Origin of the sequence: Methanoculleus sediminis (assembly GCF_001017125.1) — an archaeon.
GTDB lineage: Archaea > Halobacteriota > Methanomicrobia > Methanomicrobiales > Methanoculleaceae > Methanoculleus > Methanoculleus sediminis.
On record NZ_JXOJ01000003.1, the window covers coordinates 159,926 to 186,898 of the forward strand.

Annotated in this window: 27 protein-coding genes and 1 tRNA gene; 12 read left to right on the top strand and 16 right to left on the bottom strand. The window is 61.6% G+C overall.

The window, feature by feature from the left end; all coding sequences use genetic code 11:
- Nucleotides 1–4: 4 nt before the first annotated feature.
- The 7 genes from SZ63_RS08365 to SZ63_RS08395 all read right to left on the bottom strand — a co-directional run bounded on the left by SZ63_RS08365 (nt 5) and on the right by SZ63_RS08395 (nt 4,341).
- On the bottom strand, nt 5–1,048 hold the full coding sequence (locus tag SZ63_RS08365; RefSeq protein WP_048184144.1) for a 60S ribosomal export protein NMD3: 1,044 nt from the start codon (nt 1,046–1,048) through the stop codon (nt 5–7).
- 3 nt (nt 1,049–1,051) lie between these two features.
- Nucleotides 1,052–1,345 carry a DUF424 domain-containing protein gene (locus SZ63_RS08370; RefSeq protein ID WP_048184146.1) on the bottom strand — a complete coding sequence of 98 codons (294 nt, stop codon included), beginning with the start codon at nt 1,343–1,345 and terminating at the stop codon, nt 1,052–1,054.
- Nucleotides 1,346–1,389: 44 nt separating this feature from the next.
- Nucleotides 1,390–2,220, bottom strand: a complete 831-nt coding sequence (locus SZ63_RS08375) for a TatD family hydrolase (protein WP_048184148.1) — start codon at nt 2,218–2,220, stop codon at nt 1,390–1,392.
- Complete coding sequence (locus SZ63_RS08380; RefSeq protein WP_048184150.1) at nt 2,192–2,545, bottom strand: dihydroneopterin aldolase family protein; 354 nt, start codon at nt 2,543–2,545, stop codon at nt 2,192–2,194. The genes SZ63_RS08375 and SZ63_RS08380 overlap by 29 nt, the downstream gene beginning before the upstream one ends.
- Nucleotides 2,546–2,866: 321 nt before the next feature.
- Nucleotides 2,867–3,088, bottom strand: coding sequence for a type II toxin-antitoxin system HicB family antitoxin (locus SZ63_RS08385; protein ID WP_011844084.1), 222 nt, complete (start codon nt 3,086–3,088; stop codon nt 2,867–2,869).
- A 283-nt stretch (nt 3,089–3,371) separates the two neighbouring features.
- Entirely contained in the window at nt 3,372–3,683 is a 312-nt protein-coding gene (locus SZ63_RS08390; RefSeq protein WP_241481294.1) for a hypothetical protein, read from the bottom strand.
- 64 nt (nt 3,684–3,747) lie between these two features.
- Nucleotides 3,748–4,341: a DUF4367 domain-containing protein gene (locus SZ63_RS08395; protein WP_048184152.1), complete on the bottom strand. Its 594-nt coding sequence runs from the start codon at nt 4,339–4,341 to the stop codon at nt 3,748–3,750.
- A gap of 538 nt (nt 4,342–4,879) precedes the next feature.
- Here SZ63_RS08395 and SZ63_RS08400 point away from each other — a divergent pair.
- The gene (locus SZ63_RS08400; RefSeq protein WP_082122719.1) at nt 4,880–5,476 is read left to right on the top strand and encodes a nucleotidyltransferase domain-containing protein; all 597 of its coding nucleotides are present in this window, start codon (nt 4,880–4,882) and stop codon (nt 5,474–5,476) included.
- Nucleotides 5,460–5,870 carry a HEPN domain-containing protein gene (locus SZ63_RS08405; RefSeq protein ID WP_048184158.1) on the top strand — a complete coding sequence of 137 codons (411 nt, stop codon included), beginning with the start codon at nt 5,460–5,462 and terminating at the stop codon, nt 5,868–5,870. Before SZ63_RS08400 ends, SZ63_RS08405 begins: the two co-directional genes overlap by 17 nt.
- Nucleotides 5,871–6,021: 151 nt before the next feature.
- On the opposite strand, the gene SZ63_RS08410 is transcribed toward SZ63_RS08405, so the two are convergent.
- The 3 genes from SZ63_RS08410 to SZ63_RS08420 all read right to left on the bottom strand — a co-directional run bounded on the left by SZ63_RS08410 (nt 6,022) and on the right by SZ63_RS08420 (nt 11,453).
- Nucleotides 6,022–9,201 carry an LAGLIDADG family homing endonuclease gene (locus tag SZ63_RS08410; protein ID WP_048184263.1) on the bottom strand — a complete coding sequence of 1,060 codons (3,180 nt, stop codon included), beginning with the start codon at nt 9,199–9,201 and terminating at the stop codon, nt 6,022–6,024.
- Nucleotides 9,202–9,211: 10 nt separating this feature from the next.
- Nucleotides 9,212–10,180, bottom strand: a complete 969-nt coding sequence (locus SZ63_RS08415; protein WP_048184160.1) for a replication factor C small subunit — start codon at nt 10,178–10,180, stop codon at nt 9,212–9,214.
- Between the two features lie 109 nt (nt 10,181–10,289).
- The gene (locus SZ63_RS08420) at nt 10,290–11,453 is read right to left on the bottom strand and encodes an RNA-guided endonuclease InsQ/TnpB family protein (RefSeq protein ID WP_048184161.1); all 1,164 of its coding nucleotides are present in this window, start codon (nt 11,451–11,453) and stop codon (nt 10,290–10,292) included.
- Between the two features lie 202 nt (nt 11,454–11,655).
- Between SZ63_RS08420 and SZ63_RS08425 the strand changes: the two genes are divergently transcribed.
- From SZ63_RS08425 to SZ63_RS08435, 3 genes are read left to right on the top strand one after another with little or no spacing between them, the layout of a single operon-like run.
- The gene (locus SZ63_RS08425) at nt 11,656–12,414 is read left to right on the top strand and encodes a hypothetical protein (RefSeq protein WP_048184162.1); all 759 of its coding nucleotides are present in this window, start codon (nt 11,656–11,658) and stop codon (nt 12,412–12,414) included.
- A 7-nt stretch (nt 12,415–12,421) separates the two neighbouring features.
- The gene (locus tag SZ63_RS08430) at nt 12,422–13,156 is read left to right on the top strand and encodes a metallophosphoesterase (RefSeq protein ID WP_048184164.1); all 735 of its coding nucleotides are present in this window, start codon (nt 12,422–12,424) and stop codon (nt 13,154–13,156) included.
- Nucleotides 13,104–15,833, top strand: a complete 2,730-nt coding sequence (locus SZ63_RS08435) for a DEAD/DEAH box helicase (RefSeq protein ID WP_048184165.1) — start codon at nt 13,104–13,106, stop codon at nt 15,831–15,833. Before SZ63_RS08430 ends, SZ63_RS08435 begins: the two co-directional genes overlap by 53 nt.
- Nucleotides 15,834–16,308: 475 nt before the next feature.
- Here SZ63_RS08435 and SZ63_RS08440 read toward each other — a convergent pair whose 3' ends face one another.
- Nucleotides 16,309–16,863 carry a TATA-box-binding protein gene (locus SZ63_RS08440; RefSeq protein WP_048184168.1) on the bottom strand — a complete coding sequence of 185 codons (555 nt, stop codon included), beginning with the start codon at nt 16,861–16,863 and terminating at the stop codon, nt 16,309–16,311.
- Between the two features lie 128 nt (nt 16,864–16,991).
- On the opposite strand from SZ63_RS08440, the gene SZ63_RS08445 reads away from it, so the two are divergent.
- Nucleotides 16,992–18,695: an AMP-binding protein gene (locus tag SZ63_RS08445; RefSeq protein ID WP_048184170.1), complete on the top strand. Its 1,704-nt coding sequence runs from the start codon at nt 16,992–16,994 to the stop codon at nt 18,693–18,695.
- Between the two features lie 86 nt (nt 18,696–18,781).
- Nucleotides 18,782–18,866: transfer RNA gene (locus SZ63_RS08450), tRNA-Leu, on the top strand.
- 52 nt (nt 18,867–18,918) lie between these two features.
- On the opposite strand, the gene SZ63_RS13250 is transcribed toward SZ63_RS08450, so the two are convergent.
- Nucleotides 18,919–19,044 carry a hypothetical protein gene (locus tag SZ63_RS13250; protein WP_277619447.1) on the bottom strand — a complete coding sequence of 42 codons (126 nt, stop codon included), beginning with the start codon at nt 19,042–19,044 and terminating at the stop codon, nt 18,919–18,921.
- A 223-nt stretch (nt 19,045–19,267) separates the two neighbouring features.
- On the opposite strand from SZ63_RS13250, the gene SZ63_RS08455 reads away from it, so the two are divergent.
- The gene (locus SZ63_RS08455) at nt 19,268–19,756 is read left to right on the top strand and encodes an SAM-dependent methyltransferase (protein WP_048184172.1); all 489 of its coding nucleotides are present in this window, start codon (nt 19,268–19,270) and stop codon (nt 19,754–19,756) included.
- A gap of 49 nt (nt 19,757–19,805) precedes the next feature.
- Here SZ63_RS08455 and SZ63_RS08460 read toward each other — a convergent pair whose 3' ends face one another.
- Nucleotides 19,806–20,060 carry a DUF2795 domain-containing protein gene (locus SZ63_RS08460; protein ID WP_174435775.1) on the bottom strand — a complete coding sequence of 85 codons (255 nt, stop codon included), beginning with the start codon at nt 20,058–20,060 and terminating at the stop codon, nt 19,806–19,808.
- A 378-nt stretch (nt 20,061–20,438) separates the two neighbouring features.
- Nucleotides 20,439–20,699 carry an RNA recognition motif domain-containing protein gene (locus SZ63_RS08465; RefSeq protein WP_048184174.1) on the bottom strand — a complete coding sequence of 87 codons (261 nt, stop codon included), beginning with the start codon at nt 20,697–20,699 and terminating at the stop codon, nt 20,439–20,441.
- A gap of 348 nt (nt 20,700–21,047) precedes the next feature.
- On the opposite strand from SZ63_RS08465, the gene eif1A reads away from it, so the two are divergent.
- Nucleotides 21,048–21,362: a translation initiation factor eIF-1A gene (eif1A, locus tag SZ63_RS08470; RefSeq protein ID WP_082122720.1), complete on the top strand. Its 315-nt coding sequence runs from the start codon at nt 21,048–21,050 to the stop codon at nt 21,360–21,362.
- 76 nt (nt 21,363–21,438) lie between these two features.
- Here eif1A and SZ63_RS08475 read toward each other — a convergent pair whose 3' ends face one another.
- Complete coding sequence (locus SZ63_RS08475) at nt 21,439–22,032, bottom strand: MJ0548 connectase family domain-containing protein (protein ID WP_048184178.1); 594 nt, start codon at nt 22,030–22,032, stop codon at nt 21,439–21,441.
- A gap of 398 nt (nt 22,033–22,430) precedes the next feature.
- On the opposite strand from SZ63_RS08475, the gene SZ63_RS08480 reads away from it, so the two are divergent.
- The 3 genes from SZ63_RS08480 to SZ63_RS08490 all read left to right on the top strand — a co-directional run bounded on the left by SZ63_RS08480 (nt 22,431) and on the right by SZ63_RS08490 (nt 24,326).
- Nucleotides 22,431–22,859, top strand: a complete 429-nt coding sequence (locus tag SZ63_RS08480) for a HAMP domain-containing protein (RefSeq protein ID WP_048184180.1) — start codon at nt 22,431–22,433, stop codon at nt 22,857–22,859.
- Nucleotides 22,860–22,921: 62 nt separating this feature from the next.
- Nucleotides 22,922–23,671 carry a roadblock/LC7 domain-containing protein gene (locus SZ63_RS08485; RefSeq protein WP_048184182.1) on the top strand — a complete coding sequence of 250 codons (750 nt, stop codon included), beginning with the start codon at nt 22,922–22,924 and terminating at the stop codon, nt 23,669–23,671.
- 325 nt (nt 23,672–23,996) lie between these two features.
- Nucleotides 23,997–24,326, top strand: coding sequence for a hypothetical protein (locus SZ63_RS08490; RefSeq protein ID WP_048184184.1), 330 nt, complete (start codon nt 23,997–23,999; stop codon nt 24,324–24,326).
- A 22-nt stretch (nt 24,327–24,348) separates the two neighbouring features.
- Here SZ63_RS08490 and glgP read toward each other — a convergent pair whose 3' ends face one another.
- Nucleotides 24,349–26,595, bottom strand: a complete 2,247-nt coding sequence (gene glgP / locus SZ63_RS08495) for an alpha-glucan family phosphorylase (RefSeq protein WP_048184186.1) — start codon at nt 26,593–26,595, stop codon at nt 24,349–24,351.
- Nucleotides 26,596–26,973 lie beyond the last annotated feature (378 nt).

The following is a 26,973-nucleotide window of genomic DNA, read 5'->3' on the forward strand; positions in this document are numbered from 1 at the left end:
AGACTCACCCGACGATGACCAGCCGGTCCTGCTCCTCGTCGCGGAGCACCCGGATCGGCTCCCCCTCTACCGGGAACGTCCAGGGAACCGCATTGAGTTCCCGCGTCCGGTAGGTCTTCGGGTCCATCAGCCCCACGAGGCCCGGCTGCGTGAAGACGACGAGCGCGGACTCGGCCTCGCGCACGTTCCCGAGAAGGCGCTCGACCTCGCCCTCGGTGAGCGTCCGGGCAACGCCGGCCGCGAGATCGAAGACCCGGAGGCGCTGCCCGTCGATATCGCGCACCTCGAAGTAATTTCCATGGGACACCACCACGTCGCCTTTCTGGTAGAACGGCAGCCGGAGAGAGTAGGTGATCCGGTAGAGCGCTTTTCCGTCCTTCTCCCCGACCAGCTTCGGGTGGGTCGTGAACCGCCCGCCGAGCGCCCCCGTGATCGCCCTCGCGATCTCCTGGCCGAGGTGCTGCGTCCCGACCGTGACATCGACGCCGTCCTTCGTCTCCTCGAGTTCCGATATGAACGAGAACCGGTCGCCCGACTGCTGGAGCGACTCCTCGGTCTGTTGCGCAAGGCTCGTGGCGACCTCCCGCTCGTAGGCGTTGATCTTTCGGCCGGTCGCCCGCACCTGGACGATCCCCTCGTAGTAGCCTCCGGAGATGCGGCTGCACCGGTCGCAGGACTCCCTCTGCCAGCGGATCTCGGTACTGCAGGTCTCCCGGACCGGAACCCCGTACAGGCTCGCCTCCACCTCGACGGTGCAGGCCGTCCTGTTCGACGCTATCTCTTCGGCGCGGACGGCGACCCGGATATCCTTCGCGTCCTCGTGGATGCTCATCGCCGATACCGCCAGCTCGGTGACGTGATCCTCACGCGGCATCTGCAGGTCGGACCAGGTCTTGCCGCGCTTCTGCGACTCGCAGACCGGACAGTAGACGGCGGTCACGAACGGCTCGCAGGTCAGCAGCCGCACGTCCGCGGCCCGGCACTCCGGGCAGAGTCCCTCCTCGCTCGGCTTCCCGCAGCGGGGGCAGATGCTCGTCTGGATGGTCATGGGTCAGATCCTGAATATCTGGGCGTGGGGGACGTCGCCGATCATGATACAGTCCTTCTCGGCGATGAGCCCCATGGCGACGGCGAGGGCTACGACGCGCTTGCCGATAATATTGACGTTCTCCGCGCCCGCGAGGGCCCCCCGGACGTCCTCTTCGCCGGCACGCTCCGTGCCGTAAAAGCCTCCGGTGATGCAGACCTCGACGTCTCCGTGCATCAGGGTGGCGTCCATGAGATCAGCGTCGCAGGCAGCCACCACTTCACCGGCGCCCGGTATGCGGTGCACTTTCAGGTACATCACATACCGTTTGACGGGAGTCGTCAAAAAGGTGCGCAGTTCCGTTAAGGAAGCGCGATATCCACGCCGTAGGTGCGCGACGGCGTCTCTCGATGGATGCGCCAGGCGTCCTCTTCGGTGATGAGCCCCTCTTCCAGGTACCGGCGCGTGAACCGCGGCACCGACTTCGGCCCGATGACCGCGCCGGGCCGGGAGTTCTCGTCCATGTAGTCGCTCTCCATCGTGAACCGCCGGCCCGACCGGGCGAGCGCGGGGATATCCTCGTGCCGCGCGATGAACGAGGGCATCAGGGGTGTGTCGGGCGTCGCGAAGTGCTTGACGACCTTCTCAACCGGGATACCGGCCCGCCGTGCCATCTCAACGACGTCGGTGCACGGCCCGCTCTCGGCGTGGAGCTGGACGGCGCAGCCGCAGTCGGCCCCGAGTTCGAGGGCGTGGAAGAGGACTGCGTTCGAGGCGGCAAGCACCTCCGGCGCGACCTCGTAGTGGGGCCGCCCGCTCTTGAGGGCGACGGCCCGCCCCTCTTCGACGTAGCGGGCGGCGAGGTCGAGCCCGGCCGTCATCACGCCGGCGGCCGCTTCAAGGCTCATCCTCTCCGCGAGCCGGCCTATCTCCGCCGGGTGGACGCCGAGGACCGGGTAGACGACGAGTCCGGTCTCCCGGACCATCTCCGCCACCCGGAGCGTCGCTTCAAAGACCTCGCGGTAGTCTTCTCCGGTGGACGGCTCGACCGAAAGCGACCAGGAGGGTTTTGAGACCAGGAAGATGTGCGTCCCCCCGCTGCGGCGAAAGTCCTTCGCGGCCTCGATCCCCCGGCCGTTTACCGGGTCGATGTGGATATGGTCGTCAGTGATCGGTATCGCGGGTGGTTTCATGGAACTCGACGATCTCCATCATGGGGTAGTCGTCCTCGAGGCGCATCCGGGCGCGGCAGACGGCCGTCCCGACCTCGGTCGTGATAGCGGCATCGAACATCTTCCCGGCAAGTTCCGAGTAGCCGAACCGGTTCGAGACCATCATATCGCGGTTCAGCCGGACGGTGATGCCGGTCACGTAGGGCTGCAGCCCGACGGCCTGCTCGATGGCGGCCTCAACGGCCGCCGCGGTCTCGCGGGCGATGGGCGTCCCGACGAACTGATGGTAGAGGGCGCCGAGTTTGATCCCGGCTTCGAAGGCCGCTTTTTCGCGGTCGGTGATCATGGTTAGTAGGTTTGTGGGTATGGGAGTAAGAAGGTGCGCCCCGCGATGGGGGAGCGCTGGTAACTGGTCTTCACGTGAGTTGATTGCGCAGGATAGTGATACAGTCTCACGCGAAGCCGCGAAGAACGGGAAATCCAGTGTAGTTACCTGTAACTCCCTTCACACCTAACGTTGCTCGAACTTCGGTCCTTCGGTTCGTCGTTCTTCACACCTGACGGTGCTCAAGCTCGTTGCGCTCGCACTTCACGTGAGCCAGCGGGAGATGGAGAGATCCAGGAGAAGAGCGTGCAGCATGAACATGTCGTTGGTAACCACACGGCATTAGATCTGGATGCCGACTTCGGTGACGAAGATCTCCCTAACATCGTTGTCCTCGAACGCCTCGTCTCCGAAGGTCTCGATGTGAAACTGTATGGCGGATCTCACCTCGCGAAGCGCCTCTTTGCAGGTGTCCCCCTCCGCGACGACGATATCCTTCAGACCCAGGGGATAGGCGACATAGCTGTCCGGGTGTTTCTCGACGATGATTTTCAAGGTCTTCATGGGCTTATCTCTCCTGCATTTGATCGGAGTAGAGGCGATCGGTCTGATATTCAACTCGTCTGGCGATATACTTTAGCCCGGTTTCTTCGCCGGCGAAGGTTGTTGATTCATCTTCTGTTTTCGGTATTGATGGTGCTTCTTCCTGTGGCCGGACTCACGCTTCCCGGCTCCAGGCTTTCCAGAAGATCACACCCGGGATCAGCATGACGACGTAGCCCCCGGCGACGTAATAGGGATACTCCACGGCAACCCCGGAAACCTCCGGAGCCGCCAGCACGAGGAGTCAGAGGAGGAAACCCGAGGCCGAGGCCGCAAGCCCCGCTCTACCCGGAAGGAGTTCCGCTTCAGGCATCGTATCGCGGGTAAACAGGTGGTAGCCGAGGATGATGAAGAGCGGCAGCATTCCGGTGTTGAGCCAGATCTGTACCATCTGCGGGAATTCGACTATGAATGCTCCCATTGCGTTCGGTTCCGCGAAGAACGCGAAGAGGATCGCCATGAGCACGGCGACCCAGAGGTAATACAGGAACACGCCGAAGAGCGCGCCCAGAACGCCCGCGATCCTGTCCGGTTTTCTCTCTATTTCTGTGGTCATTCCATGTTACCTCCATCTCCGGTGTTCGGGCGGCGCGGTTTATCTCCTCTGTGATATCCGCCGATTAACAGGCGATCGACTGCGCTACCCGGATCAATTCGTCGCGGTCAAGCGACCCACGCACCTGATACGTAGCGTTTCCGGCCGTCCAGGCGATCAGCCGTTCCGATTCGGTTTCGTAGATCCGCCCCGGATATCCCCTGATATCAACGGGTTTTGGTTCTCTGTTAACGATCTGATCTGTTGCGTAGGGGTTGTACCCGTAGTTGCTCCAGGTGATTTCGAGCAGCGTCATATCGGTAGTCCACGATGCGTTCTGCATTGTGTCGTTACGCGCGTACCACAGGGTCTCGCCGCTCGTCGTGTAGTGGCCGTAAGTCTTGTTCCAGACAGTGGCTATCAGGAGGCCGTAGAGGGTATACTCCCCGGGGATGTATGACGGCGGGGAGAAACCCGTGTATTCGGTGGGGTCCTCCCATTCCTCGATCCTGATGAAGGCTGAATCACGGAGTGAGGGTGCATTATCGGGGGAAAGTTCGGTAGTGGCGTCCATTGTGGGTGACGGCGTAACCCCTGCGGGATCGGTGGCCACGGGCTCGATGCACCCCGCGGTGAGGAGAATAAACAAGAGAATTACCATGATGTAGTGAGGCTTCACGTGATTTTTCCTCCTGTAACCTCCCCGGAGGCAAACGAGGTTCAACCTTAAGCACATGGGATGCGAACCATTCTTTCGCCTTCGGGCAGTGGGGGGTTCACCCGGCCGTGGACGGGTGGGGTGAGCCTCCGCGGTTTTGCGAACACTGTTTTGGGCATCCGCACAAAGGGATGGACCTGGACCTATATAGCATTTCTCTCACAATCAGCTACACGTCTGGGGGCTGTTCATGAAAGCGAGGCGGTGGACCCTCCCTCCAGGGGTGGAGGAGACGGGCCGTCCTCACGGCGAGGCAGGCTATGCGGGTTATGATAGCCTTCGGCAGACAATCCGAATCGCCGGGACAGGTCATTAACATCCTGCCTGGAAGCCTATCACCTGCCACCTGCGATGTGCCGTACGGGTTATCTGCAACCGACCGCCGAGCCCGTTCTTCCGAACTCCGTATGCCGCATCCTGATCACATAACATACTCGACAGAGTATACTAAGTAATCAATCGACTACTTTTTATAATCAATCAGCGACACTCTTCCTGCATGCTTGAAGCTCTCATATCCTCAGAGACGAGAGTGAAGGTACTCACGCTGTTCCTCTTAAACCCCGATAAGGAGTATTACATCCGCCAGGTCGAGAGGCTGGTCGGGAAGAACTACGCCCTTGTCCGGAAGGAACTCGCGCACCTTGAAGAGTTCGGCCTGTTGAGTTCGGAGACAAAAGGGAATCAGACATACTACACCGTCGACCAGACATTTTTCCTCTACCCCGAGTTGCAGAGACTGGTCCTTAAGACGGAAGGCGTCGCCCGGGTTCTCAAAGAGCAACTTGACGAACTCGGCGATCTCGAGTGCATATTCATCTACGGTTCGTTCGCCTCCGGAACGGCAGGCGCAAAGAGCGACATTGATCTCTTCATCGTCGGGGAGGTCGATGAGAGCCGCCTGATCCCTCTGATAAACGAGAGCGAGAGAACCCTGCAAAGGGAGATCAATTATACGCTGGTGAAGAGAGAAGAATTACGGGAACGCATCGACAGGGCCGATCCGTTCGTCACCAATGTTCTGAGCAGACCAAAAGTCATGATCCTGGGTGAGGGTTGCTGTGGTGAAACGTCTGGAGATGGAAGGGAAGATTGAGAAGATACCCATCGATCAGAGCACCGTCAGGGAAGCGATCGGTATTGCGGAACGGGATCTCCATGCCGCCGAGATGAACCTTGAGATCAGCAACGAATGGGCGTATAACATCTCCTACAACGCCGCCCTCTCGGCGGGAAGGGCACTGATCTTCTCCAGGGGTTATCGGCCGAAGGGTGGTGAAGGGCACGTTTCAGTAAAGGAGTTCCTGAAGTTCTACCTCACCCCGGATGAGGTTGCCGCCTTTGACCGGATGCGGAGGAAACGGCATGCGGCCACGTATGATCACAGTTCTGTCGTCACCCGTACCGATGCAGAAGGCGCCCTTGCCGCGGCAAGATTTCTGGTGAGCAAGATAAAAAAGATCCTTACGGATGATGGTTTTGTCTCCTAACTCCAGAAAAATTCGGCGTGTCCCCCCGAAGACAGGGTAGCCGCGACTTCCCGCCCCTCCCGCATGGTGATACCTACTCGAAAGCCGTGCCGGGAATCTAACGTGAGAGACCCGGTCTGCCCTCCGCGAGAAAATGGGCAGCCCTCTCCCCTCACCCGATCAACTTCACCAGCCCGTGCCGGGGCTCGAGCACCTCGCCGCCCCGTTTCAGCTGCTCGAGGGTGTGCTCGATCTTGTCGCGGGAGAATCCCTGCTGCAGCAGGATCTCGATAACCTCGTCGACCCGTGCCTGGCCGCCGGAGTCGCCGGAGACGTTCCGGATAGCCTCCTTGACCGACCGGATGATGTCGCGCTGCGACTTCGTGACCCCGGTCACGAGCTTGTCGATGTCGAAGCTCCCGGTCTCGGCGTCGTAGGCGACCTGCCGGAGACAGGCATCCACGATCTTCAGGATCCGGTCGGTATCCTCCGTATCGACGGTGTTCGAGAGCCGCATCCGTGCGCTCGCCTCCGCAAGCCGCACCAGCGCCTCGAGCTGCCGGGCGGTCACCGGGACGGGCTTGTTCCCGCTCGCGAGGTTCCGCAGGCGCATATAGTAGGCGATCAGCGCCTCCTTCGCCCCGTCGGAGAGGATGGGGAAGCAGGTCCGCTTCGCATAGGCGATGTACTTCCGTAAGAGTGTCGGGTCGATGTCGGGGATGACCGGCGCAAGCTCCCGCTCGATGTACTTGTCATCGACGTCGGGCAGCGGTTCGTACTCGTGCTGCTTGATCAGTTCGCCCACGCTGTGAGTCTTGATGATATGCTGCGCAATCGCCCCGTCGCGCTGTGCCTCCGGCTGGTCGGTCATCACGAAGATGAGGTCGAAACGGGAGAGGAGCGACGGCGGCATGTTGATCTGCTCGCCGATCGGGACGAACTGGTCGAACCGCCCGAGTTTCGGGTTCGCCGCGCCGAGGAGGGCGCACCGGGACTTCAGGGTCGCGGTGATGCCGGCTTTTGCGACCGAGATCGAGTTGCCGCACCAGACCGGGATGCCGCTTCGCCGGACGTAGAGGATGTGATTCGGGACCTCGAGGCAGTAGATCGTGCCCTTATACGGCCGCTTCTCGATATGCTGCTTTCCATTTGTGTTGATGTTCGGCTCGTTCTGGCCGTCGCGGATGAACGTCACCTGGAAGATGTCGTGGGTCACGGTCGATGTCCCGCCCCGGGGGTTGGATACGACCTCCCCGGCCTCCCGCAATCGATAGGTGTTCCCCGACCAGCCCTTCTTCAGCAGGAGCTCGGTGACGTCGTCGGCCAGTCTCCTCGACGAGGTGGTGTATATCGAGACCCCGGTCGTCTTGTTGACGTAACCGTCCCCGAGCATGAGCGCATCGAGGAGTATCCCGATCTGCTCCGGGGGGAGGCTCTTCGCGTAGTCGGGGACGTGCTTCTCGTGGCACTTGCCGAACGGTGCGAGGTGCTCCGCGAGTTGCTTTGCGTTGATCGAGAAGTTCTTGCCGTCATAGGAGAAGCGGAACGGCAGTCGTTCGAGGCACTGCCGGATCGTTTCGGCAGACTCCGGGTTCGTCTGCGATATGATCACGCGGTAGGGAACCCCCGTCTGGTGGTGCCGCTGAACCGACCCCTCGGAGAGGAAGTAGCCCAGGAACTCAAGCCAGTCGTCCATCCCGACCGTGATGGGCTCGGTGAGTTTCCCTTCGGCGTTCTGGTTCGCGAACTTGACGACGGGCGGTATCCAATGGGTCTCGTGTCGCTCCCCTGTCCATGCGGCGTTCTTCTTGAACCGCATCCGCTTGTGGATGGGGAGTTCGTCCATGCGGATGAGCCGGAACCCTTCCCACTCGTCGGCACGCCGGTTCAGGTTGACGTACATCCGGTGGTTCGGCGTGACCGCGAGGTCGACCTGCCGCGACTTGACATAGTACATCTCTCCGTCATACTCCGATGCCACGAAGTTGGACGGGGGTGCGTACTCGAGCCTGCCGTCGGCAGAGAGCGTCGCGACACGGTCATCCGCGGTCACGTCGCGGAAGAGCTTCCACCCGCTCTCCGTGAGGACCTCGGTCTCGTCGTCGTAGCACTGCTGCTCCATCGCCTCGTGCAGCGCGCTCCGGTCCTCCTTCTGCATCTTGTCCATCTCGTCGACGGCGGCGATCCCCATATCCGCGAGGACCAGCGCACCGGCCTCGAGCGTCCAGCGCCCGTCGCCGAACTCGTCCTTGACCGCCGTCGCCGTCAGACCGGCGGAGGTCGACGACTTGCCGCTCGTGTAGATCCCGCGGGGCGAGAGCTTCACGACATACCGGAGGATCTGACTCTTTGCGATACCCGGGTCGCCGACCAGCAGGACGTGGACGTCGCCGCGGAGGCGGGAGCCGTCCGGCATATCCTTCGCGATGCCGCCGAAGAGCTGGAGCGCGATCGCCTCCTTCACGTCGTCCGTGCCGAAGATCGTCGGCGCGATCGACCGGGCGATCTTCTTGTAGACCATGGGGTCGCGGGCGAGCGTCATGATCTTCGCCTCGTCGTCCTCGGAGATCGAGACCTCCTCGAACTCCTTCTCGGCGACCTCGATTGAGTTGCACTCGAGATAGATGTCGAAGAGCGTGCTCTTCTGGCCGTAGTTCACCCTCTGCACCGACCGCAGGATGCCGTTCACCACCACCCGGTCGCCCGGGGAGACCATGCCGGTCAGGTCGTCGGTGACGTCGATATCGAGCGTCTGGGGCTGCTCGCCGCCCCGGAGGCCTTCCGGGGACTCCTGGATCCGGAGTTTCTGGGCGTCGACGAACCGGCACCGGTTCATCACCAGATCGAGACGGGTCTTCCTCTCGCAGTTCGGGCAGAAATCGGGCTCGTCGAACCGCCCGTAGCCCTGGGGAACCGGGTCGGTGTTCTTGTTGCAGGTGCGGCACCGGAAGACCGCGCTGACGATCCTGGGGCGCACCTCGGTGGTCTTTCGGAGGATCCCCTCGATGCTGACGAAGGTGTTGATCTGGTCGGCCCGGATGTCGCGGACGTTCGTCTTCTGCGGCAGGTTCGTGAACCGGATGTTGATCAGGTCGGGTTCCTGGCCGTCCTTCAGCTTGAGGAGTTTGTTCTGGACGATCGCGTCCCGGATATCCGCGAGAACCTTTCCCGGACTTCTCAGAAGCTCGAACGCCAGTTTGTTGTTTAAGATCTTCCGGTAATCGATAAGGAGCGAACGGTTGTGGGGGTACTCGCGGGAGAGCTCGGCAAGCTCGCGCTTGTACTGCTTCTTCAGGAACTTCGTCCACTCACCGACGTTATCGGTGACTTCGACGGTTATCTCTTCGGTCACGGTAGAATCCTCAGCGGTGCCGCTCTGCGGCGAGGACGAACCGTGCAAGCAGCGCCTCCATCTGGATATCGCTGCTCGCCCCTTCCGAGAGGCGGAAATCGGTCTCGCCGAGAGCGTCGATCAGTCTCACTTTGAGCGTCCGGTCGATGTCGCGCTGGACCAGTGCCCGGTAGCACTGGTTGATCAGCTCGTTCGGGGCGATGCCCCGGACGCGGGTCAGTTCGATGAGCGCCTGCTCCGCCTCGTCGAACCTCCCCGCTATCGAGAGGTCGAGGAGTTCGTCGATCTCCTCCGGGCGGGCGGTCGCGGTGATCTCGTAGATCGTCTTCTCGTCGATATCCGCCCGGAGGATGGCGGCGCCCTGCAGGGCGTTGATCGCCTTCCTCATATCCCCCGAGGCGACGTAGACGATGGCGTCGAGCGCACCCTCCGTGACCGTGAGACCCTCGGCCGCGGCAATCCTCCGGGTCTCCTCGATGACGGCCTCCCGGTCAAGCGGCCTGAACCGGTAGATGGCGCACCGGCTCTGGATGGGGTCGATGATCTTCGAGGAGTAGTTGCACGAGAGGATGAACCGGCAGGTCCGGGCGTAGGTCTCCATCGTCCGCCGGAGAGCCGCCTGCGCGTCCGTCGTCAGCGCGTCCGCTTCGTCGAGGAAGAGGATCTTGAACGTCGCCCCGGCAAGCGGCGACGTCCGGGCGAACTCCTTGATCTGGTTTCTGACGACATCGATGCCGCGCTCGTCGGAAGCGTTCATCTCCCGGAAGTTCATCTGCCAGGAGTCGCCGAAGAACTCCCGGGCGAGCGCCACGGCGGCGGTGGTCTTCCCGATCCCCGCGCTGCCCGTAAAGAGGAGGTGCGGCAGGTTGCCGGTCTTCACGTAGGACTGGAGGCGCACCACGATGTCCTTCTGTCCGACCATCTCGTCGAGTCTTCTGGGCCGATACTTCTCTATCCAGATGGTGTGGTTGCCGTCCATTTGCATAGGTGTTGGTGCTCGTCCATCGTAAAAGGATCGTCATCCGTTCCGGTGATCCTTTTTAGAGGGGTCAACTACCCCGGCCTAAAGGCCGGGGCTTGAGACTCTATCATGTCGATAGTTCTCGTCCGGGTGGTTGACTGCACCCCTGCACCTCCAAGGTATACCTGTAGGTGCGTGCTCTGGACTCGATGTTCCGAGCACCGATAAGATCGGCATGGAGGGAGTGCCCGCAGCATTCGCAGACAAACGACCTTCCATTCCGATTATTCTTGCTGATATGGTTGCATCGAGGGCAGGTCTGGGAGGTATAGGCAGGATCGACATAGACCGTCGATATACCCTTCTCCCGCGCCTTATACTCGATGAAGGACTGAAGTTCAAAGAACGCCCAGGAATGATGGGCGTATCTCCGCTTCTTGGGGGCATCTGGCCGATCCCTGATCCCGGACAGATCCTCCAACCCGATCACATCGACCCTGTTCTGAACGGCAAAAGAAACGATCTCCTTCGAGACGCGGTGGTTCATATCAGTCATCAACCGTCTCTCCCGGCCGGAGAGGTGCTTCAGCATTTTCTTTGCCGACCGGGTGCCCTTTGACTGCAACCGTTTCCGCATAGTAGAATAGATGTTGCGGAGATCCTTGGCTTTCCCGCCACAGAAGAACCGACACTTTTTGTCGGTCGTCGAGGCAACCGCAAGGAAGTTCTGCCCCACATCCACTCCCATAAAGGTCGAAGACTCCGCGACCTCACGGGTCTCTGTCTCCCTCTCGCAACAGAGGTGGAAGTAGTATGTCCCGTCCTTGTGTTTCACCAGTTTCGACGCGCCAAACTTCCAGGTTCCGTCGAGATACCGCTCCATGTGGGGGTACCGGAAGAACCGGTACTTCTTTCTCCCTTCGAGGGTCGTAAGACCGATCTTGTCTCCATCAAGGGAGAAGTCTCGCCCAAAGGAGAAGGTCATGGAGGTGGGGGCGTAGGTGATCTGCTGCCACCCGGTCTTTTTCGCCCGAACCTGTGCCTGGAGTGTCCGGTAGGTTCCCGTGACCTGCCGGACGACATTGCAGGACATCTGGGACTTGAGACCGATCTGTCCCCGAAGAGCGGGATAGACAATCTTCTGGAGGGCAGCAGAACCCTTGGGTTTCCCGAAGTTGTACACGATCGCAGAGACGTAGTTCATCCCCTCGGTGTAGGTCCGTACCGTCCGGTCGAGAAGATCGGGGTCGGAACAGTCCATCTTGAGGATGACGGTCTTTGTGGTGAGCACAGGTATCTATTTCACTCAAAAGTGTATAAAGTTAGATCAGTGAATCGCAATTCCCGCTCGGCCTGAAGATCGGGAACTCCTTGCGGAATCAGCTGAAGACGAAAAGATAGGTACAGGGTTTCACGTAAATGCCGGGCCGGGAGATCCGGCCGGATCTCCCTTCCCGGCATATCCGCACCCCCTTCCTCGAACGGACGGATTTATGGAACCTGCAGAACGGGTATTTGCGCAGGACTTTGCCGCCGCGCGGCACACGGCGGACTCCGGCGACGGCCGGAACGGCTCGTACGTGGTGACGCCGGGGGCCGCCTGGTGCCGCCGCCTCTTCATCGTCGGCGCCCTTACCGAGAAGAGGGGGAGCGGCGACGTCATGCAGGCCCGGCTTGCCGATCCCACCGGCGCGTTCCAGGTCTCGGTCGGCTGGCAGAGCCCGGACGCGGCCGAGACGCTCGGCCACATCGAACCGCCCGCGTTCGTCGCCGTCACCGGCCGGGCGACGCTCGCCGGAACCGGTGAGCGAGCGTGCGCGACGGTGGAGGCCGAGGCGCTCAGTGTGGTGAACCGCACCGCCCGCGACCTCTGGGTGCTCTCGACCGCCGGCGCGACCATCGACCGGCTCGAAGCCCTCCTGGACGGCGGGGGCGAACGCGCCGCGGCCGCCCGCCGCCTCTACGGAACCACGGACGAGGATATCCGTGGGATGGCCGCGATGGTGCGCACAGCCCTTGCAACCGTCCGCCCGGAGATCGCCGTCGGCGAGATCGCGCCCCTCGTCGCCCGCGACCTCCTTCTTTCCGCCCTCGAGGGAGAGGGAGGCGCCCGGGGCGTCGAATTCGAAGACGCCGTCGCCATCGGGGTGCGGTCGGGCCTCTCCGCCCGGGAAGCACGTGCCTCGCTCGAGGAACTCCTCGCCGCAGGGGAATGCTACCAGCCCGCATCGGGCATGATAAAACTGATCTGACACGATAATGCACCTTCATTTCATCGAGAACGGCCCTGCCCTTCTGGTCGAGAGCGACCGGCGGGTGCTGGTCGTCGCCGACCTGCACATGGGCATCGAATCGGGCCTCGAACGTCACGGCGTCCACATCGCGAGCCGGAGCGCCGCCCGGACCGACCGGGTGATCGCCTGCATCGAAGAGACGCAGCCCGACCTCCTCCTCCTCCTCGGGGACGTCAAGCACAACGTCCCGGTAACGAGCAGGCAGGAGTACCGGGAACTCCCCGGCGTCCTCCGGTCGTTTAGGGACCGCGTGCCGATAGCCGTCGCCCCGGGCAACCACGACGGGGGCATCGGGCGGTTCCTCGAGCCCGGCGAACTCCTGCCCGCCGAGGGCACGCTCATCGACGGCGTCGGCTACCTCCACGGCCACACCCGTCCCGCCCCCGAACTCCCCGGCCACCTCGTCGTCCTCGGCCACCACCACCCGGTCGTCTCGCTCGTGGATACCGTCGGGTGCGCCGCACGCGCCCGGCCGGCCTATCTCTACTCGACGGTCGAGGAGCCGTCCGGGGAGCGCACCCGGCTCCTCTTCGTCCCGGCCTTCAACGAGTTCGCGGGCGGGATCGACGTCGGGCGGCTGCAACAGAGCGGGCTCGGCCCCCTCTCCCGGTGCATAGACAAAGAAACTGCGGAGGTGTTCTTAGCAGATGGCACGTACGTCGGCTCGCCGGCCACGCTCTGCCCCGCAGACGACCGCTGACCTCCTCGACCCGCGGGTGCGGGAGGTCGTCGGGAGGCGCGGATTCACCGGGTTCTCGGAGGCGCAGGAGCAGGCCATCCCCCGGCTCCTTTCGGGGGAGAACCTTGTCCTGGTGGCGCCGACCGGTACGGGAAAGACCGAGAGCGCGATGCTCCCGGTCTTCGACCGGCTCCTCGAGACCGTCGGCGCGGGGTTCAAGGCGCTCTACATCACCCCGCTCCGGTCCCTGAACCGGGATATCCTCAACCGGATGGAGTGGTGGTGCCGCGAACTCGGTCTCTCGGTCGGCGTCCGGCACGGGGACACCCCGCAGAACGAGCGGCGCAAACAGGCGCTGAACGCTCCCGACCTGCTTATCACCACCCCCGAGTCGCTGCAGGCGCTCTTCATGGGCAAGCGCCTCCGCGAGCACCTGAAGAACGTAAGATACGTCGTCATCGACGAGATCCACGAACTCGCCGACAGCAAGCGGGGAGCGCAGCTCGCGGTGGCGCTCGAACGCCTTGCCGAATACGCCGGGGAGTTCCAGCGGATCGGCCTCTCGGCGACCGTCGGGAACCCCGGCGACATCGGCCGGTTCCTCTGCGGAGCCCGGCAGTTCTCGCTCGTCGAGGTGCCGGTCGCGAGCAGCCTCGATATCGGCGTCCGGTTCGCCGGGGAGGAGTTCGGCGCCCAGGTGCGTGCCGTCGGAAAGTGCCTGGATTCTCCCGGCTCCACCCTTGTCTTCGTCAACACCCGGGTGACCGCCGAGGCGCTCGGCCACAATCTCTACTCCCGCGGGGACGTCGAGGTCCACCACGGCTCGCTCTCGCGTGACGTCAGGGTCGATGCCGAGGAGCGGTTCAGGAAGGGCGAGGTCCGAACGCTGATTGCCACGTCCTCGATGGAACTCGGTATCGATATCGGGCACATCGAGCACGTCGTCCAGTTCGGCTCCCCCCGGCAGGTCTCGCGCCTGGTGCAGCGGGTCGGCCGGGCCGGCCACCGTCTCGACGCCGTATCGCGAGGAACCGTCCTCGCGACGGGGTTTGACGACCTCCTTGAGTCGCTCGTGATCGCACGGAGGGCAAAGGCGAACGAGTGCGAGCGGATCTTCCCGCCCGCCGGCGCCGCCGACGTCCTCGCGAACCAGGTTGCGGCGATCGCGGTCGAGTACGGCGAGCTCGAGATCTCCCGCGTCCGGGAGATGATCGAGCGGTCGAACGTCTTTACCGGTTCCGGGTCGCTCCTCGACGACGTCTGCCGCCAGATGGCCGAGCACCGGCTGATCCGGCTTGACGGGACCCGGATCATCCGGACCGGCCGGGCGCGGCGCTATCTCATCGAGAACCTCTCGATGATCCACGACGAGCGGAAGATGGAGATCTTCGATATGGTCTCGCGCCGCACGGTCGGGACGCTCGACGAATCGTTCGTCCTCGGGTGGATGCACACCGGCGCGGTCTTCATCACCAAGGGCCAGCTCTGGCGCGTGCTCGAGATCGAGGGCACGCGGATCACGGTCGAGCCGGCCACCCGGGCGAAAGGCGAGGTTCCGTCGTGGGAAGGAGAACAGATCCCGGTGCCGTTCGCCGTCGCCCGGGAGGTCGGGGCGCTCCGGCGGACCCGGGCGTTCGACCGCTACTCGGACGCCCCCGGTGCTATCGCCTACGCGGAGCGGTTCATCGCCCGGATGGACGAAGGAAATTACCCGGTCCCCTCGGACCGCCTCGTCACCCTCGAGAACGCGGACGAGGGTGTGGTCTGCAACGTCTGCGGCGGGCACAAGGCGAACGAGGCGCTGGCCCGGGCGCTCTCGGTCCTCCTCTCCGCCCGCTACGGGACGAGCGTCGGGATCGAGGTCGGGGCCTACCGGTTCCTCCTCCGCCTGCCCGACAACGTCCGCTCACTCGAGGTGCAGGAGACCCTCGCGGCGCTCGAGCCCGAACACCTCCCCGGAATCCTGAAACTCGCCCTGAAACGAACGGCGCTCTTCAAGTGGAAACTCGTGCAGGTGGCCAAGAAGTTCGGCGCCATCGACGCGGATGCCGACTACGAGCGGTTCAGCATCCACCGGCTCATCGATCTCTTCGACGGGACGGTCATCGCGGCCGAGGCCTACCGCGAGCTCTTCAGCATCTCCATGGACGTGGACGCGGCGCAGGAGATCCTCTCGGCGGTCCATGACGGCCGCATCGCCGTCGCCACGGGACGGTTAAGCCCGCTCGGGAGCGACGTGCTCTCGTCCTCGCGGGACATGATCCCGCCGCCGATGGTCGACCAGGCGGTGATCGGGACGCTCGCGCGCCGCCTCGAGAAGGAGGACGTCGTCCTCTTCTGCATGAACTGCCGGAAGTGGAAGAGCCGGACGGTCGTCGAGCGCGTCCCCGATAAGCCGCAGTGCCCCCTCTGCAGCGCCCGGCTCATCGCGGCGCTGAAACCCTGGGACGAAGACCTCATCCCGGCGGTGAAGAAGAAGAACAAGTCCGAGGAGGAACGGGCTATCGAGGTCCGGTTCCTCCGGAACGCAAACATCGTCCTCTCCAGCGGGAAGAAAGCGGTGACCGCCCTCGCGGCCAAGGGCGTCGGCCCGGATGTGGCCTCACGGATCCTCGCGACCCTGACCGAGGGGGACGCCTTCTACCGGGAGATTTTGAAGGCCGAGCGGAACTACGTGAAGACGCATCGGTATTGGTAAAATGGAAGTTACGGTGTTCGGCCAATTGTGTCATACCAGATATTTGCCCGACTTGGATATGGTTTCCTCCGAAGAAAAGATACGGTTCGGATCATAAACCAAAACTACCTTGAGTGTGACCGGGGCAGAAATACTGGGACTTTGGACAAAACCCGTACGCTGGACCGTGGGAGTATCGCCACGGGGGGAGGGGACAGGGAGGGGGGGCGAGCCCCCCTCCCCGTCAGCCCCACCCCCTAATGGCGATATCCCCTAGAAATCCGCGCATGGGAGTTGCGGTGATTCGAGGATGAACTTCTGCGCACCCCGATCATAGAGCGCTTTGAGTAGATTGATACCATAACCTCGTCGGGCCAGCTACTACCCCAACAGCATACACCGGCAGGACGCCCTGACAGCCCGACCACGCCCGGTCAAAAATAATGGGGCCGGAGGCCCCCATTCTCCGCTGGAATAAAAATACGGGAAAACAGTTTCACATTATCGTTTCGAGCCGCTGCTCCAGGAAATCAAGCCCTCTCTTGATATCCTCGATGTTCTTCCCGCCGGTCAGGATGATCTTGCCGGAACTGAAGAGAAGGGCGACGATCTTCGGATCGTCGATCCGGTAGACGAGACCCGGGAACTGCTCGGGTTCATACTCGATGTTCTCGAGGTTGAGGGTGATGACCACCTTGTTTAAGTTGATGTACTTGCCCATGTCGTACGAACAGACGATGTTCGTGACCGCGACCTGCGGCTCGTCGTAGGTATCGACCCCGGCATCGCGGAGCGACTGCATGATGATATCGAGGCCGTCATGCAGGTCCTGGTTGTTCCTGATACCGGTGAGCACCACTTTTCCCGAGGAAAATATCAGGGATGCGATCTTGGGTTTCTCGATGCGGTAGACCGCTCCGGGGAACCTCTTCGTATTCAGTTCGCAGTTTTTTATTTTATCAGATACGTTTTCGAGGTCGATCGCGTCGGCAATCACCCCGGAGGCAACGATGTTCTCAATTTTCAGTGACTCGTATCCCTTCTCATCCATCGATATGAGTATCGTTTTTTAAACCATAATACTAATGGGTAATCTTTATGCCCATTCCGGATACGGAACGCGTTTCAGCTTCGTGAATGCTTTAAACCATAAACGCGCAACTTTTAAGGGATCGCGTTATGGCAGATGAAGAGCAAAAACCACCGTCTTACGAGGACCTATGCGCCAATTTCAAGATAGACGTTCCTGAATACTATAACTTCGGCTTCGACGTGATCGACGCATGGGCGAAGAAAGACCGGAACAAACTGGCGATGATCTGGGTCGATCAGAACGGAAACGAGAAGAAATATACGTTCTTCGACCTCATGCGCCTCTCGAACCAGGCCGTCAACATCTGCCTGAAATACGGTATCAAGAAGGGCGACCGGGTCATGCTGATGCTCCCCCGGACACCCGAATGGTGGATCTTCACCATCGCCCTGATCAAGCTCGGCGCGGTCTACTGCCCCGCGACGACGATGCTGACCCCCAAAGACCTGAAATACCGCATCCAGGCGGCCGACATCAGGATGATCATCACCATGGCCGAGCATGCGGACAAGGTCGAGGAGATCCGCGAAGAGTGCCCCACGCTCGCGGTCCGGCTCATGATCGACGGCGTGCGGGACGGGTGGGTCAGTTACCCCGTCGAGCTCGACTACCCCGCGCCCTGCTCGCACAAACTGGTCAACCTCCCCGGCATGCACCGGACGAAATCGACCGACCCGCTGCTGATCTTCTTCACCTCCGGCACCACCGGCGAGCCGAAGATGGTGGTCCATTCTCACGCCTACCCGCTCGGGCACATCGTCACCGCGCAGCTGTGGCACGACCTGCACCCGAACGACCTGCATCTCACGATCTCCGATACCGGCTGGGGAAAGAGCGCGTGGGGAAAACTCTACGGCCAGTGGATCGTCGGCGCCTGCATCTTTGTCTACGACATCCGTGGCCGGTTCCACGCCACCGAGATCCTCCCCCTGCTGGAGAAGTACGGGGTCACGACGTTCTGCTGCCCCCCGACCATCTACCGGATGCTCATCCTCGCCGACCTCGACAAGTTCGATCTCGCCGACCTGCGGCACTGCTGCAGCGCCGGCGAAGCCCTCAACCCCGAGGTGATCCGGGCATGGCAGGAGGGAACCGGACAGACCATCTACGAGGGCTACGGCCAGACCGAGACGGTGCTCTGTATCGGGACGCTTCCCGGCATGAAGACCAAACCCGGCTCGATGGGGAGGCCCATGCCGGGCTGGCGGATCGAACTCCTCGATGACGACGGCAACCCGGTAGGCGTCGGGGAGGAAGGGCGGATCGCGATCAGGGTCGAGCCCCGGCCTGTCGGGCTCTTCTCCGGTTACCTCAACAACGGCGAAGAGAACCACAAGGTCTTCTCGAACGGGTTCTACTTCACCGGCGACAAGGCCTACATGGACGAGGACGGCTACTTCTGGTTCATCGGGCGCGACGACGACGTCATCAAGTCGTCCGGCTACCGGATCGGGCCGTTCGAGGTCGAGAGCGCCCTCATGGAGCACCCGGCCGTTCAGGAGGCGGCGGTCGTCGGATCGCCCGACGTGCTCCGCGGGCTGGTCGTCAAGGCCTTCATCGTCTTAAAGCCCGGGTACCGGCCCACGGAGTCGCTGGTCAAAGACATCCAGAAACAGGTCAAGCGCGTGACGGCGCCCTACAAATACCCCCGCCTCATCGAGTTCGTGGAGTCGCTCCCGAAGACCATCTCCGGCAAGATCAAGCGGCACGAACTGCGTGAACTGGAGATGAAGCGGTTTATGGACAACAACTCCCACGACTCTCCCGGCATCGGAGAGGGCGGAGAGTAATTACATTTATTTTGTTGGAGATACTACAGTATTAGGCGCGAGGAACGCCGGGACACGCCAACGGCGGAGGTTCGCCACACATTCGCGCGAGAGTTGCCAAGCCAGGTCAAAGGCGCCAGGTTCAGGGCCTGGTCTCGTAGGAGTTCGCCGGTTCGAATCCGGCCTCTCGCATGCGCTTTTTCAGGATCATTTCAATCACGGGGTGCGTTCGGCGCCCGGCCGCTCAATAAACGATTCCATCGTCCGGTTTCGGCTCGTCCTCTTCCCGCTTCCTTATGACGATGATATCGTCCGCACCCCAGCAGAACCTGTCTGCAGGGTTCGGTTTCTTTCTCCTCTCTTCCGTCATTTCTGGTATACCTCTCCTCCATGGGTTCAGGTGTCCACGTTGAGGCGTTAGACGCTCCTCCGTTATATTCTCATGGAAACCGCCCCGGCGACAGGGAAGACGGCCCGGACGGCGCCGCAACCCTGCCCCGGGGCAGACTCGAGCCCTTTTAGTCCTCCTGCGCCGACCCCTGACCGAGCGGTACGATACACGTCCGGCATCGTACCGGGGAAAGGCTACCGTTATGGATACGCGCACATTCACCGTAAAACCGGTCGGCATCGTGCATGCCGACGACGAATCGTTCTCGATCGAGATTGCCGGGCCGTTCCGGCCCGCGCTCCGGGAACTGGGGGGATTCGGCCATATCGTCGTGCTCTGGTGGGGCGACCGGGTCGATACGCCGGAGCGCCGGAACGAGACGGTCTGCAAAAAGCCCTACACGAGGAGCCCGGAGACGATCGGGATCTTTGCCACACGGTCCCCCGTCCGGCCGAACCCGATCGCGCTCTCGGTGGCTCCGGTAATCGGCATCGATAGCGTGTCGGGCATCGTCAGGATCGCGTACATCGATGCCGACGACGGCACGCCGGTGCTGGACATCAAGCCCTACCTCCCGGCCACCGAGCGGGTTCGGGATGTGAACGTGCCCGCATGGTCCTCCCGCTGGCCGCAATGGTACGAAGACAACCAGGGATTCGACTGGGCGGCGGAGTTCACCTCCGAGGAATGAGCGGTACCGGGGAATCGCGACCGGTCCTGCAATGCAAAAAAAAGCAGGGTTATTTGACCCTGCCGAACTCCTGGCTCACATCTGCTGCGGACTGGAAGGTCTTGTCCTGGAACATCTCGAGAACCTGGATCACCGCGTCGGGTGCATTGTTCTTCCTGGCGTGGCTGATCAGATCCTGCTTGCCGGCAGGATAGTCCATACCGCTGAGATACTTCTGGAACGCTGATGCACTCAGTTCCTGGACGGAAGCAGCCCGTGCTGCAGAGGCCATCCCGCCTTTAACTGAAGGTCTCTCTTCTGCCATAACTCTCACCACCTTTTTTGCCTGCATCCCGCCTTGCGAGACACACGGCCGCCACCATAGCTCTGGTTGAATAAAAAGGTTGCCGTCGTTTAAGGCGAAAATACCTGTAATCCGGCGATAGAATATTTCGGACAGGAGGTGGTGACGGCTCCGCCGGGCGGGCAGGCCACCCATTCTCCCGCAGGATCGTGCGGGAGATAACTCCCTGATGACGGAGGCGGCGTGTCGGGACCGGGTGCGGTCGCTTGCGGCGGAACGGCTGCAAAGACAGGAACCGGTAACGGAACCGTCCATACCGGACAATCAGAGGTGAGGTTCGCATGAACCCCGACTCTTCAAAAATGTGGGATATTCGGAATACTGTTCTTCGGGGTCTGTCTAGTACCGCCGGAAGTCGCTTCTCGGTCTCGGGGGCCGTGCCTCGTCGATCTTCATGGTACGGCCTTCGAATACGGTGTTGTTCAGGGCTTCCTTTGCTGCCTCAGCCTCTTCGGGGCTGGACATCTCGACAAACCCGAAGCCTTTGCGCTCGATGACTCTGACGTCGTTCACCGTCCCGTACTGGCTGAATAATTCTTTCAGTTGTTCCTCATTTACCGAGTAGGTGAGGTTACCGACGTACAGCTTGTTGCTTTCCATTCAAAGATCCTCTTCACACATGTACGCTCAAACCTTAATTATCCTTCGGAAGAAAAACCGGAGAGCGGTTTGGAGTCGGCTCCCCCGGTGCGGGAGCACACCCGCTTGCCGGGGTCGTGCCCGGCAGGGTTGCGGGGTTCCGGAGACCGGATTGCGTCGGGCGGGTTCCCGGTGCCGATCTCCCTGCACCGCCCGGAGCACCCCGCGCATTCCAGTCTCCTCCCGGAGGATCACGGTTGTGCGGATCTTTCCGGGAACAGATACTTTAATGGTGGCTTGGATCATTGATATACACCTCTAGTAAGTATTCGGGCGGACCGCACCGCCGCCTATTACGGAGTTGATTAACTGACGAATACACGAGGAACACAGAACAATAGCGAAGAGATCGTACGAGTACGATTACCTAAGAAGAGAAATCGGGAGATCTTCGGCCGGGCCGACCTGATGCTCGGGGCAAACCACATCCGCGTCCGCTGCGAGGACGGCGTCACGCGCACGGGAAGGATCAAGGGCAAGATCAAGAAGCGGCTCTGGATACGCGAAGGCGACCTTCTTATCGTCGTTCCCTGGAGTTTCCAGGACGAGAAGTGCGATATCATCTACCGGTACATCAAGCCCCAGGTAGACTGGCTCAAGAAGCACAACTATCTCAGCCAGTAACTTCCGCATTTTGCGCGCCGGGGTTGAGGCTTCGTCGCCTGCCTCCGGCAGGGCCCCGCACCAGATCGGGGTGAACTCAATCCGGATTTTGTTCTTTTCGGGAATCTGTAGCGATAGCGGTTGTAATATCCGCCGCGCTATCGGTATGCACCAGTACGAACGTTCTGCTCACCGACGCCGTTACGCTTGCCGCTATCTGCATGGTGAGCATGATGAGACGCAGGGCATCCTGGATCGTTCCCCCTTCCCACATCCCCTGGATGCACTGGTTGGCAATCCTCTTCGTGATATCGTTTCCCAGCACCACGAAGTTGCTCGCCTGCCCCTTTTGCATTACCCGCAGCCGGGAATCGACGATCTCGGCGATCACGTAACTCCCCTTCGTAGCGTAGAGCCTCTTCCTCGAAGTCTTCGCCCCCTCCGTCTCGGTCACCTCGCCGACGAGCACCCCGTCCCGCTGCGAGACCTTGGCTTTATCGTCCCTGACCCGGATCGTCACCCCAATCTCGCCTGCCCGTTGTGCGAGGTCGCTGTCGGAGGCGATCGAACCGTCGTAGAGTTCGCGCTCCAGGTCTTCGATGGAGGCATCGTCCCCTCCGAATGCGATCTCCCGCATATCCCCCGCCATCACGGCGCCCTGTTTTCCGATGAAAGCAATCACAAGCGTCATACCATGAACCCTCAACCCCCGGCACGGGGCACGAAGTTGCGCTCATCCCAACTCTTCCGTACCCGTATCAATCTGTCGATGCCCCTCCGGATAGCCGCTTCATGCCGGGCCTGCTGCAGTCCGAAATCCACCCCCCGGGTAAGATGCCGGGCACACCTGCGCGTGAAAAACATTCACAAATCGCAGCAGGCGTATGAACGATTTTCATGCGCACATATATACCGAACTTCAAGGACGCCGTGATCTTCGGGGATTTCCGGATATTATGTTTAAAGGTGCATAAAAATACCTGAAATCGTTTATTGACTATTTAGATCAATTAGAATTTGATATTTTACCCTGACATCAATTTTTAGTAAAGAATAACTTCATATACTAAAGTGAGAAAATATTCTCTCATGGCTGAATCTTTCTCGCAAGAAATCGGGGTATTCCAGGACGGCCTCACCATCCAGATCCCCATGTTCTACAAACTCATGGCGAGCATGCTCACCGTTGCGGTCATCCCCATCTTCCTGCTGGGGATCGTCTCGATGGGGGACACCGTGAGCGTCGTCGCCACGCTCGGCCTGCAGAACAGCATCATCGTCATGACCCTGCTCACGGTCTTCGTGGTCTTTATGTGGAGTTTCTTCCTTGCGAAGAGCATCACGGACCCGGTCGAGCAACTCTCGAAAGCCGCGACCAACGCAAGCCAGGGCGATCTCACAAACGTCGAGATCACGGTGACGAGCAACGATGAGATCGGCGAACTCGCAGTCGCGTTCAACCGCCTGATCAACTCCTACAAGATCCTCGACACCCTTGCCAAGGACGACGCCGAGTAAGGGAAACGGGCGGTGAGGACGCTTGTTTTCAACACATTGGATACGGTCGGGCAGGGTTGCGAATGACGGATAAATTGCCGGAGGGGAAGGCCCTCGGGGAGATGCAGGCACCGCTCCCGTGGATCTTCTCCCACACGACCCGTTTTTCCGGGGCGGTGCGGATCACGATGCAGGATGGAGAGGGGTTCGTGCTGGTGCAGAAGGGAGAGCCTCTCGCCGCACAGTTCATGCACCCGCTGAAATCCCTGAGCGGGCCGTCGGCGTTGAAGTACTTCGGCAGCCAGCCGCTCCTCGACTTCGGCCTCTTCCGGTACGAGCCCCAGGAGATGCGGGAGGCCCTCGCCTTATCGGCAGAGATGCAGGCTCTCCTGCAGCCCGGCAACGGCTCTCCCACGGCCGGACGACCCGCGGAGAACGACCCGCACGGCGATAGCGTGACCGAAACCAGACACGAAGACGCTGTGCCCCACGACGCATCTATCCCAAAGGAACCCGATTCGTTCAGGACGTTGCTCCGGCATCCCGGGGTGACCGCAATTGCCTGTTTTGCCGACGGTCTCTGCACTTCATCGGTCGGGGAGATCGATGCCGAATATACCGTCGCCTTTGCCGAGGACCTGCTCCGGTGGGCAATCCGCCTGCAGTCGGTTGCGCCGTCGAACGGGGCATTCGTACAGATGACGCTCTTTTATCGCGGTGGAAACGTCGTCATCGCTCCCTATGGCGATGAGTATCTCTGTATCTTTACCCGGCCGGAGGTGCAGTTCGGCCAGGTGCGGCGGATGATCAGGGAGATGCAGGGCGGGATATGAAAATATCCCATAACGATCCCCTGGAATACCCATCCGTTTCACTGGACCGTCCTGCCTGAACCGGCAGTATTTTGCTGCGGACGGCGGCAAAACAACCATTTTATAATAGTTGCTCCATTCACCCGCCCCTCATGGAGGGAGACGGATGACGGCAGGGGAGAGCGTGAGCGCGAGCGGCGCAGGTGTCCGGCGGCATGGTCGTCCCACAAACAGGCAAAGCCCAATCGGCCGCGCGGAATCGAACGGCATGCCGGTCGAGGGCGCCTCCGCGCGACAATAGATGCAAGAGGCGACCGGTGACACGGACGGTCCGGAGGGTGGCGATATGACCGGAAAGAAGAACCTGACAAAACGCGGTCTTGCATCGGCGGATGAAGCGACCCGGCAGCGAGTCGCGAGAATCGGCGGGATGGCGCCGCACACCGAACGGGGACTCCAGGCTGCAAACGTTGAGACCCGCCAGCGGGTCGCGAGTGCCGGGGGCAGGGCACCGCACGGAGCAAGAGGCCTTCAGGCCGCCGACGAAGAGACACGGAAGCGTGTTGCACGGGCCGGTGGAAGATCCCCACACGTTGAGCGGGGCACCGGCGAGGATCGAAGGAGAGGGGTCCGTAAGGGCAACCGCTCCGTAGCCGGCAGGGAGGCGGCCCCATAGAGAACTCCCCCGTTTCACGTGCTCACGGGGAGAAGAGATCGTCTGCTCCCTTCCCCTGCACCTGCGATTTCCAGGCCGGCAATTGTCGGGATTTCGCCGTTGCCGGGTAGCGGGCATATGCCGCTCCCGCGCCCTTCAGGAGCGACGGGTAGTACCGGGCGACGTATTCCTTCACCATCCGGCGGGACGAGAACCGGGGGCCGTTGCTCTTGATCGACTCCTTCATCATCTTCACCCAGCCGTGAGGGATATCGTCGATGGAGCGATCGTAGTAGAGCGGGACGACCTCGTTCTCCAGGAGGCCGTAGATCGCCGCGGCGTCGATGCCGTCCCTCGCCTCGCAGTCGGCCGCCGTTTCCCCGAACGCCCAGCCGTTTCTGCCGTTGTAGCCCTCGATCCACCAGCCGTCCAGGATGGAGAGGTTCAGCACCCCGTTGAGCGATGCTTTCATCCCGCTCGTGCCGCTCGCCTCCATCGGGGGCAGGGGGTTGTTCAACCAGATGTCGACGCCGTGCACCAGGTACTGGGCCACCTGATCGTTGTAGTCCTCGATGAACGCGACCCGTCCGCCAAATCCCGGGTCCTGCGTGTAGCGGTAGATCTGCTGGAGCACCTGCTTTCCTTCGTTATCGGACGGGTGGGCCTTGCCGGCGAAGATGATCTGGACGGGCTGCCAGGGGTTGTTTAAGATGCGTTTCAGCCGCTCCAGGTCCTCGAAGATGAGATATGCACGCTTGTAGGTCGAGAACCGCCGGGCAAACCCGATCGTCAGGACGGAGGGGTTGAGGAACGCGCCTTCGACCGCGGAGCTCGACGCCCCTCCGGTTCGCGTCGTCCACCGGAGCCGCTCGCGTTCCCGGAGCCGGTTGATAAGTTTCGCCTTCAGCCAGAGATGCAGTTGCCAGAGTTCGGCGTCCGGGATCTCGTCGACGAGTTCCCATACCACCGGGTCGTCGTGCTCCGAGAGCCAGTCAGGCGAGGTCGGGCCGATATGCCGGTCGTAGAGCGCCTTCATCCGGGTGTTCAGCCAGGTCGGCACGTGGACGCCGTTCGTGACGTAGTCGATGGGCACCGTCGCTTCCGCGGGCCCGGGCCAGAGGCATTTCCACATATCGCAGGCGACGGCCCCGTTTGCACGCGAGACCCCGTTGTGATGCGCCGACGCGCGCAGGGCGAACGCGGTCATGTTGAACCCCGAGGCGGGGCTCTCCGGGTGAACCCCGAGCTGCAGGAACCGGATCCGGTCGATGCCGAGCGCCGCGTAGTAGGGTGCGAAGTAGCGGTCGATGAGGTCGACGGAGAAGACGTCGTGCCCTGCAGGAACGGGCGTATGCGTGGTGAAGACGGAGGTTGCCCGCACCTCCTCGAGCGCTTCCTCGAACTCCATCCCCCGCTCGACCCGCTCGCGGATCCGCTCGAGCAGCGCGAACGCCGGGTGGCCTTCGTTCAGGTGCACCGCCGCGTACTCGATGCCGAGGGCGTGGAGCACCTTCCTCCCGCCGATGCCGAGGACAATCTCCTGCCGGAGCCGCTGCTCCCGGTCGCCGGCATAGAGCCGGGACGATATCCCCCGGTTCTCGGGGTCGTTGCAGGGGATATCCGTATCCAGGAGATAGAGCGGGATCCTGCCGACCTGCACTTTCCGGACGGCGACGTAGATGGGCGGGTCGATGTGCGGGACCCGGACCACGAGGTCTTCGCCGTCGGCATCGAGCACCGGGGTGACGGGCGCCGCATCGCGGTCGAGGGGTTCGGTGACGTCCTCCTGCCAGCCGTCGTGGTCGATCTGCTGGTGCAGGTAACCCTGCGAGTAGAGGAACCCGACGGCGACCATCGGGAGGCCGAGGTCGCTTGCTTCTTTCAGGTGGTCTCCGGCGAGGAACCCGAGCCCCCCCGCATAGATGGGGAGCGAGTGGTGAAGCCCGTACTCCGCCGAGAAGTAGGCGACCGTCAATGGAGGCCGGTCGGCGTACTCCTCGGAGAACCAGGTTCCGGCGGCGCTCATGTACTTCCTGAACCGGTGCATGACGATGTCGTAGCGGTGGCAGTAGGCGGGATCCGCCGCCGCCCGGTTCAGGAACTCGACCGGGATCTCGCGCAGCATCCTGACCGGGTTATGGACGCTTGCTTTCCAGGCCTGGTGGTTCAGTTGCTTGAAGAGTATCCGGGCTTCCGCGTTCCAGCTCCACCAGAGGTTGTATGCGAGGTCGACGAGCCCGGAGATCCGCTCCGGGACGTGATCGAATTGATTGGGTATGGAATGTTCCATGAATCCTGTCCCCCGATTGATGATGTACTGTCCCTGTTTATTATTATATATGTTTGCATATTTTCGCAAAACATTGGGGAAATAAAAAATAAAAGTTAATATGGTGCTTATTGAGAGGCGTCAGGGTCTTGGGCGGGTGCCCCCGGTAAATGGTGTGGCGGGCGTCTGCGGGATGGATGAAGGGAAGGGTAGAGAAGGAGGGGGCGGGGGTGCAAGGTGCTCGGTTACTTCCTGTTGTGATTCCTGTCATGGAGTGAGTGGGGGACAGGGAGAGAGAGTGGGGCTTCAACTTCTGCAGGTCGCTTCGCTCGGGGTAGAGACTGGAGGAACGGCTGGAGATGCAACAAACCCAGTACAGTGGACCGTGGGAGTATCGCC

Coding starts and splice junctions, on each gene's coding strand:
- SZ63_RS08365 (WP_048184144.1), bottom strand. CDS start 1,048: ATGACCATCCAGACGAGCATCTGCCCCCGCTGCGGGAAGCCGAGCGAG.
- SZ63_RS08370 (WP_048184146.1), bottom strand. CDS start 1,345: ATGTACCTGAAAGTGCACCGCATACCGGGCGCCGGTGAAGTGGTGGCT.
- SZ63_RS08375 (WP_048184148.1), bottom strand. CDS start 2,220: ATGAAACCACCCGCGATACCGATCACTGACGACCATATCCACATCGAC.
- SZ63_RS08380 (WP_048184150.1), bottom strand. CDS start 2,545: ATGATCACCGACCGCGAAAAAGCGGCCTTCGAAGCCGGGATCAAACTC.
- SZ63_RS08385 (WP_011844084.1), bottom strand. CDS start 3,088: ATGAAGACCTTGAAAATCATCGTCGAGAAACACCCGGACAGCTATGTC.
- SZ63_RS08390 (WP_241481294.1), bottom strand. CDS start 3,683: ATGACCACAGAAATAGAGAGAAAACCGGACAGGATCGCGGGCGTTCTG.
- SZ63_RS08400 (WP_082122719.1), top strand. CDS start 4,880: ATGCTTGAAGCTCTCATATCCTCAGAGACGAGAGTGAAGGTACTCACG.
- SZ63_RS08405 (WP_048184158.1), top strand. CDS start 5,460: ATGGAAGGGAAGATTGAGAAGATACCCATCGATCAGAGCACCGTCAGG.
- SZ63_RS08415 (WP_048184160.1), bottom strand. CDS start 10,180: ATGGACGGCAACCACACCATCTGGATAGAGAAGTATCGGCCCAGAAGA.
- SZ63_RS08425 (WP_048184162.1), top strand. CDS start 11,656: ATGGAACCTGCAGAACGGGTATTTGCGCAGGACTTTGCCGCCGCGCGG.
- SZ63_RS08430 (WP_048184164.1), top strand. CDS start 12,422: ATGCACCTTCATTTCATCGAGAACGGCCCTGCCCTTCTGGTCGAGAGC.
- SZ63_RS08435 (WP_048184165.1), top strand. CDS start 13,104: ATGGCACGTACGTCGGCTCGCCGGCCACGCTCTGCCCCGCAGACGACC.
- SZ63_RS08440 (WP_048184168.1), bottom strand. CDS start 16,863: ATGGATGAGAAGGGATACGAGTCACTGAAAATTGAGAACATCGTTGCC.
- SZ63_RS08445 (WP_048184170.1), top strand. CDS start 16,992: ATGGCAGATGAAGAGCAAAAACCACCGTCTTACGAGGACCTATGCGCC.
- SZ63_RS13250 (WP_277619447.1), bottom strand. CDS start 19,044: ATGACGGAAGAGAGGAGAAAGAAACCGAACCCTGCAGACAGGTTCTGC.
- SZ63_RS08455 (WP_048184172.1), top strand. CDS start 19,268: ATGGATACGCGCACATTCACCGTAAAACCGGTCGGCATCGTGCATGCC.
- SZ63_RS08460 (WP_174435775.1), bottom strand. CDS start 20,060: ATGGCAGAAGAGAGACCTTCAGTTAAAGGCGGGATGGCCTCTGCAGCA.
- SZ63_RS08465 (WP_048184174.1), bottom strand. CDS start 20,699: ATGGAAAGCAACAAGCTGTACGTCGGTAACCTCACCTACTCGGTAAAT.
- SZ63_RS08475 (WP_048184178.1), bottom strand. CDS start 22,032: ATGACGCTTGTGATTGCTTTCATCGGAAAACAGGGCGCCGTGATGGCG.
- SZ63_RS08480 (WP_048184180.1), top strand. CDS start 22,431: ATGGCTGAATCTTTCTCGCAAGAAATCGGGGTATTCCAGGACGGCCTC.
- SZ63_RS08485 (WP_048184182.1), top strand. CDS start 22,922: ATGACGGATAAATTGCCGGAGGGGAAGGCCCTCGGGGAGATGCAGGCA.
- SZ63_RS08490 (WP_048184184.1), top strand. CDS start 23,997: ATGACCGGAAAGAAGAACCTGACAAAACGCGGTCTTGCATCGGCGGAT.
- glgP (WP_048184186.1), bottom strand. CDS start 26,595: ATGGAACATTCCATACCCAATCAATTCGATCACGTCCCGGAGCGGATC.